At 57.5% G+C, this 6,000-nt stretch carries 5 protein-coding genes; 3 read left to right on the top strand and 2 right to left on the bottom strand.

Features of this window, described 5'->3' with window-relative positions; translation table 11 throughout:
• Positions 1-463: 463 nt before the first annotated feature.
• On the bottom strand, positions 464-658 hold the full coding sequence (locus VSR68_RS42220; RefSeq protein WP_342945340.1) for a hypothetical protein: 195 nt from the start codon (positions 656-658) through the stop codon (positions 464-466).
• Between the two features lie 670 nt (positions 659-1,328).
• Here VSR68_RS42220 and VSR68_RS42215 point away from each other — a divergent pair.
• Positions 1,329-2,039 (top strand): FkbM family methyltransferase, encoded by a 711-nt coding sequence (locus tag VSR68_RS42215; RefSeq protein ID WP_342945339.1) that lies wholly within the window; start codon positions 1,329-1,331, stop codon positions 2,037-2,039.
• Between the two features lie 62 nt (positions 2,040-2,101).
• On the opposite strand, the gene VSR68_RS42210 is transcribed toward VSR68_RS42215, so the two are convergent.
• The gene (locus VSR68_RS42210) at positions 2,102-2,977 is read right to left on the bottom strand and encodes a hypothetical protein (protein ID WP_342945338.1); all 876 of its coding nucleotides are present in this window, start codon (positions 2,975-2,977) and stop codon (positions 2,102-2,104) included.
• 440 nt (positions 2,978-3,417) lie between these two features.
• Between VSR68_RS42210 and VSR68_RS42205 the strand changes: the two genes are divergently transcribed.
• Positions 3,418-4,947: a CHAD domain-containing protein gene (locus VSR68_RS42205; RefSeq protein ID WP_342945337.1), complete on the top strand. Its 1,530-nt coding sequence runs from the start codon at positions 3,418-3,420 to the stop codon at positions 4,945-4,947.
• Between the two features lie 869 nt (positions 4,948-5,816).
• Positions 5,817-6,000: hypothetical protein (locus VSR68_RS42200; RefSeq protein ID WP_342945336.1), on the top strand; the 184-nt coding region annotated here is incomplete at its 3' end.

The following is a 6,000-nucleotide window of genomic DNA, read 5'->3' as shown; positions in this document are numbered from 1 at the left end:
CGGATGATCCTCAGGAAGCTGAAGCTTTTTTACGCCCTCGTCCTCATCGCCTTGCTAAACCATATCGTCGCCGCCGTGCCAACAGCATGAGTTGAGTGGCCGACTAAGCGAATTGTTCAGGGCCGACTACCTAGTCAGCGGCCCTATGAGACGTCCATGACCCGTTGCCACTCGTGATCACGTTCGCTCGGGAACACACGCTGCGCCACGCTGGGTCGAGAATCGTGCTGGCCGTTTCTCCCTGTTCCCGGCGAGATCGCGCCGCCAGCGACTCCTGGCGAGTGTTTGCGTTCGGCGTCACCGCGAACCGGAAGGGGCGCACGCGTAGCTGTGGGGAACTTCAGTGTCAGGCCAGACGCGATCCGGACGACCATGATTGGCATCGACCGGCCCGAATGTCGGGACGGAGTCCTACGAATGCAGTTTCAAGAATCCCGGCGCAAACACCTTAGGTCTCGACATGTCAGTGACTGCGCGCGAGGGTACGAAGGAGCGAATCTCCGTCCTGCGTAATGCGAGGCCGTACAGCCTCGCCGGCGAGCTGTTCCATGGCGACGAGCTGGCGTTCGAGCAACGTATCGAGCTCTTCCCGCTCAGCAATCTGGTCGGCCGAGTCCCTGACCAGCATCAATGTCGCAAATTCATGGACGCTGAGCATGCTTGCCTCCTGGAAGCTCGAGTAGGTGCTGTATGGATTGCGTCGGCTAAGGCGCTCGCTTTTGACGGCGCGTTGCCGCTGCAAATGGCGCGGGGAGTTCATGGTAGGGGGAGCGCCGGGGGCGGCAATCCGGGTCGCCCCGAATATTGGAATCCGGTTGATTATAGATAAGTTCATCGCGCAGCCATTCGCCCGGCGCAAGCACTCGCCTGTTTTTCAAATCGTTTCTCGTCCGTGGAACGGCGGTGGACGAGGTGTGTTTTCGGAAAACGTTCCGCCCGACGGGAGTCCTGCCCATACCGAACCACCTACGACAATTGACGAGACCCACACACGGCGTTTTCTTCATGCCCCTCAACCCTTTCGGACAAAACTACACGAGTTTATGCCGTTCGTTTAGCGTTCTGCTAACGGTCGGGTAAGCTCCAAATGAAAATGCAAATATTGCGGGCATGTAAGTAATTCGCGAGTAATGTTTTTATCCGGCGCGCAGCGGGGTCCTTTTATTTGCGTGCGACTTTTATAAAAGATCGTCAAGAATTCCAAGAATAGCGACTCTCGACAGAGCAGACGAAATAGCAACAATGCTGGACCGACTTTCTGCTGGTCATGCTTCCAGGTCAATCGCGGTTTGATCTTGTGCCGTTAGCCTTTCGAGGTTGGAGCGAATATGCTGACCCTCAAGAACTTCGGACACTTCCTTTGGCTCGTTCGCAAGACGTGGATAACGCGCGGGCCGCGCCTGTACTATTCGCAATTCGGGGAAGACGCGGTGTTGCGCGAGATAATCAGTCCGCTGTGCAATACGGGTGTTTATGTAGACGTGGGTGCATACCATCCTGTGAAGTTTTCGAACACGCACGCCCTTTACAAGCGCGGTTGGCGCGGTGTCAACATAGACATGGATCCTGTGAAGATTGAAGCGTTTTCTCTTGCACGCGCTGACGATATAAACGTATGCGCGGCCATCTCCAGCGAGAAAACGCTCAGGAAAATCTATAATTTTTCCAGGTATGGATTGACTTCGACCATAGACCCAAAAGTGGCTGCGGCCGATGTCCAGAAGCCTATTGCTGTCCGGACGGTTGAGACCACCACATTGAATGACGTTCTGGACCATAGTCCCTACGCTGGTCATGAAATCGATTTGCTTTCCATCGACGCGGAAGGTCACGATTACGAAGTCTTGCGATCGATCGATATCAGCAGGTACAAACCAAAGATCATTATCGTGGAATCTGCATTGACTTCGATAAGGGATGTGATAGATTCCGCCATGTTTCGCTATCTCGAGGAGCGTGATTACCGACTGGTCAGTTGGACACATTTGTCGCTGATCTTCAGGGTGGATAGATCCCAGATCTTTCGCTACCAGCTATGACTCTGCAATTACTGTCGCTACCATTGGCTCGATGGCTGGGTTGAATGATCGCCTGGCTTGTACTATGGAGTCACCAAAGACGACCAGCGTTTGACTGCGGCCTTCAACAAGGGCACGCCGACTCTGAGCAGTTTCCGCACTCCCTCATCGGAGCCCACCCTGTTCTCGACATTGTGGACCATCGTTTCCATCACCGATTCGGGATACAAATCCGAGAAGAGCGACAGCACATCATATCTTTTGAAAACCCTATGCAAGAACGAACCGGGTGGCGGCCCGATTCTCTTGAAGAGGCCCATACTGACGATGCGATTGTTCCACAAATGAAGTGTGTAGGCGTTTGAACACAGATGCGCGCACTCGTCTGCAAACCTCGGCAGGAATACCTTGTAGTAGTCGTCGAAGTGAACTGGGTAGAAGTATTGCGGCGAGTAGCTGTTGCCCAGGCCGTACACGGCGGTCAACAATCGCGGGCCAGTCTCGCCCCAATTGATGTTCTTCTCCTTCATGGCTTCGACCCGACCGATCAGCGTCGACAAACGCGGGTCCTGTGAGTCGAGTCGCAAGATGGCCGTGCAGACGCTATCAGGCGTTTCTTTTCCTGCAAGGTTCGCGGTTTCGTGAAGATTGAGCCTCCTCAGAAGCAACATATCAGTATCGACCCAGATCTCGTCCGTCCTGGTGAACATGACATACCGGAAATAATCTGCGAAATGCGCCAGCGACGGCGTTCCATTGAATCGGAAATACTGGGTGGACTCCCTGGGGACTACGGCACCGGCGTCCTTGATATGGATGTTTGCCGGTACATTCGTGGGCGTTCTGTAGCAATACAGTGACACTTCATCGCCGTAAGCTGCAAAAGATTTCAGGCACGCGTGCTCATACGGAGAGAGTTCCGGACCGTGCCAAAACGACGCGAAGCTCACCTCACTCATTCCTTCTGGCCTCCTTTAATCCGATGAATCCGCCAAAGGCGTGTCCGTAAGACACGCAAGAAAGCTGCCACGGATATTCATGACTCGGATGGGAGACCGCATACCAATGCCTAAATTCTGCAAATCTTGGCGAGGTGCGGATGGGTTCGAAGACGCCAGTGACATGCGATGCCAACCCGAACTGACCTGCTCTAGCATAACCACAATGCCACAATGCCAGCCAAGCTTGAAGAATTCGACGAGTGGTTGGATATTCGCAAGGTCGGAGGAGCCTTTCTGCGCGGAGCAGAACGCACCCGTACGGCTTCCAGCCCGTCGCTCGGAAGAAAGACTCCGCGCGTTGCCCGGGAACTGGATGCGCGAACCTGTTGCGAGTCGCGGAATCGAACCGTAAGCGCTCCGGTGTAGTGTGATGGTCGGAAGTTCATATGGGAGGCCGTATGGAACGGGAGCTGAAGCTGCGGATTCCCCTCGAAGATGTCGGCAGGTTGCATCACGCGCCGTTGCTTGCCCGATCGAAAAGTGCAGGCGCCGCTCCCCACCTGCTGAAGAGCACGTATTTCGATACTGCCGGGCTTTCATTTCACTGGTGCGGAGCTTCGCTGCGCGTGCGTACTGTCGGCAGCAAGAAAATCCAGACTTTGAAGCTTGAAGGTTCGGTCAAGGCGGGGCTGTTTGACAGGGACGAGTTCGAGATGCCCGTCGATGGCAGTCTTCCCGATCTAAAGCTATTACAGGACCGGATCGATGAAGATAGCGACTGCGGCAGGCTGATTCGCGACGAGACGACTGCCAGCCAGTTAAAGCCCGTCTTTGTCACGCGGATCAGGCGTTCAGTCTTTCCGCTGCGCCTGCCGTCTTGCGACGAAATCGAAGTTGCGCTCGACGAAGGGACCGTCGAGGCAGAGCCGGGTTCGGTTCCGATCGCGGCGGTGGAACTGGCGCTGAAGCAGGGACAGCCGGAAAGCCTCTACAACGTTGCCCTCGAGTTGCTCGACACCGTGCCGCTGCGCATCGACCATTTCAGCAAGGCCGATGTCGGCTACGCACTTCTGGTCGACGTGCGCCACGACGCCGTCAAGGCGCGACCGGTGCAGTTGGACAGGCGCGATTCTGTCGAAGACGCATTCTGCAATATTGCGCGCAACTGTCTGGACCAGGTCCACGCGAACGAACGTGGCGTAGTGTCCGGCCATGCTCCCGAGAGCGTCCATCAGATGCGGGTGGGGCTACGTCGTTTGCGTTCGGCGCTCGACCTGTTCGCGAAGGTCGTGCCCGCTTTTCCGGGCCTCGACGACGAATTGCGCTGGCTTGCCTCGGAACTCGGCGCCGCGCGTGACTGGGAAGTGCTGGCGGGATCAACGCTCGAACATGCGGGCACGAACACCAATCCGGACGAAATTCTGCCTGTGAAGCAGGCGTGCGAGCAGATTGCCGTCAATAACCGGCAGCGCGCGGTAGCCGCAGTCGAGTCGGTCCGCTGTACGCGGCTCATGCTCCAACTCACGCTATGGTTGGGCCGCAGGGGCTGGGGAGACGGGATGTCCGAAGAGCAGCGTGAAGCGATCGACAGGCCAGCCGGGCAGTTTGCCGCAGAACTCCTGCGTCGACAGCACAGGAAACTCATCACGCGAGGGAAAGGCCTGGCCGATCTCGATGAAAACCGTCGTCATCGCGCCCGCATCGCGGCGAAGAAGCTTCGATATGCAAGCGAGTTCTTTGCTTCGCTGTGTCCGGGGCGGGTCGTGCGCCACTACGTCGGTGTACTGGCTGCGCTCCAGGATGATCTGGGCTGGCGTAACGATGCCGCGGTCGCCGATGGGCTCCTGAAGGCGTTGCCGCGAACATCGCCTGAGACGGCTTCGGGCGCAGCCTTTGCGCGAGGCTTTCTCGCCTCACGCGTTGCTGCCGATCATCAGACGTTGAGGAAACTGTGGAAGCGTTTCAGACGCCTTTCACCACCGCACTAACCCGGTCACATCGTCGTTACGCGTCGTCCGACGTGGGCCCGCCCGTGCGGAATGCGAAATGCGGCGCAACTGGCAAGACGCTTTTCAGATCACGCCGTGGTCTCAGGCTGAGCCGGCGGCGCGGGGCGTCGTCCGGGACAATGGGCTCCTGAAAGACGGAGCTTTCAGTTTGCCGATTTCCTGGCGGGGAAGGTTGCGCCTCTATCGCCGCGCGCGGATCCAGAATGCGTGACGCGTGATGCAGACAGACCCACTCCACGCGGCTAGGCGTCTGGGGATCGGCCTCACATATCCAGTTTGCTCCGCACCGTCGACACTGGTAGTTCTGGACCAGCACGGGCTTGCGGCCGAGCGGACGCAGCCTTTTCGGCTTGTGCAATGCACGCAGCCCGTCGTGCGGCGCGGTTCCATCACTCCAGTGCATTTGGTCGCAGGCTTCGCAGCACATGTCGGTCGGACTGACCCTCAAGGGACGGTGGACGCAAGTCGGCCCGATCGGCAGGTGCAGGCTGCACAACGGTCATTTGCTCTCTAGCCGGCATACAACCCTGAACGGGGCCGCCTCGTGCTCGGGGCAGGCGCCGATTAAACCTCTCAAGGATGCAGTCCGCAACTCGCTCCATCGCTCGATCCCTCGGACCACTCGACGCTGAAGGGCCGCCGTCAAATCTGGATCGACAGTGTGCACTGGCGGACGCTCCTGTTGACAATTCAACCACCAGGCTAGCGCCAGATCCTGTACGTCTGCAAGGTTTCGGCAATCATTCTTTCATTAAGCACCGCTAAAGTCGCAGCAGTCGTACCCACGTTGTGTCATACAGAGAGCCAGAGAACTCAACCGATTTCTTAACAATATTCGGAGTCTGTACATGCAAACATTTTTCCTGCGGCCCGCGATTGCCCTCACCCTGATTGCCGCTGGCGTAGCTGCACAAGCGGCCCATGCGAGCCAGTTCCAGCCCGGCAATCTGGTCGTCAGCCGCGGCGTGTACGACAATAAGTCGAGCAACGTTCAACCGGGCACGGTGCTGCCGCCGAATTGCGCGAGCACGC

The organism is Paraburkholderia phymatum (genome assembly GCF_038900715.1).
Classification (GTDB): domain Bacteria; phylum Pseudomonadota; class Gammaproteobacteria; order Burkholderiales; family Burkholderiaceae; genus Paraburkholderia; species Paraburkholderia phymatum_A.
Note: the sequence above shows the minus strand (reverse complement) of the source record. Positions and strands in the feature narration are given on the sequence as shown.

Excerpts from the sequence above, each read along its gene's own strand:
- VSR68_RS42220 (WP_342945340.1), bottom strand. The coding sequence starts at position 658 with ATGCTCAGCGTCCATGAATTTGCGACATTGATGCTGGTCAGGGACTCG.
- VSR68_RS42215 (WP_342945339.1), top strand. The coding sequence starts at position 1,329 with ATGCTGACCCTCAAGAACTTCGGACACTTCCTTTGGCTCGTTCGCAAG.
- VSR68_RS42210 (WP_342945338.1), bottom strand. The coding sequence starts at position 2,977 with ATGAGTGAGGTGAGCTTCGCGTCGTTTTGGCACGGTCCGGAACTCTCT.
- VSR68_RS42205 (WP_342945337.1), top strand. The coding sequence starts at position 3,418 with ATGGAACGGGAGCTGAAGCTGCGGATTCCCCTCGAAGATGTCGGCAGG.